General features: G+C 61.4%; 1 protein-coding gene. It reads left to right on the forward strand.

The window, feature by feature from the left end; genetic code table 11:
* The coding region (locus AC097P_RS24610; RefSeq protein WP_479613039.1) for a hypothetical protein at positions 1-327 on the forward strand (327 nt) is incomplete at its 5' end.
* Between the last annotated feature and the right edge of the window lie 101 nt (positions 328-428).

The following is a 428-nucleotide window of genomic DNA, read 5'->3' on the forward strand; positions in this document are numbered from 1 at the left end:
TGGCTGAGCATATTGAGTGGGCGGCAGAGCATGGAGCGCTGGAGTCAGTGGCCGCTTTTTTGCGCGGCTTGCCTGAAGTGGAATGGCTGCACGCGGGCTGATAGTGGTCAAGGCCTTGGTGGGTTGTGCGCTCGCTACGGCCTGGCGCAGGGCACGCAGGAAGTCCTGCACCTCTTCATTGGGCCGTACGGGTTCTTTCCAGTATTCACTGCAGTCAGCCTTGCGGCCCAGCAGTTGCATGTTGACCAGTTCGAGCCGCAGCGTGGCCTGGCCACCAAAGGTGGCGCCTCGGTGGTGTTGGCTTCCACCGAGGCCCTGAAGGTTTGAAAGTTGCGCATGCCGGCTGCCTGGGCCAGCATATTGAGCAGTTCAAGGTGGGAGGGCGGCGATTGGCCTTGATCGGCGCGTTGGTCCAGGTCTGAATTGAG

Source organism: Rhodoferax sp. ZS1R8, assembly GCF_056521325.1.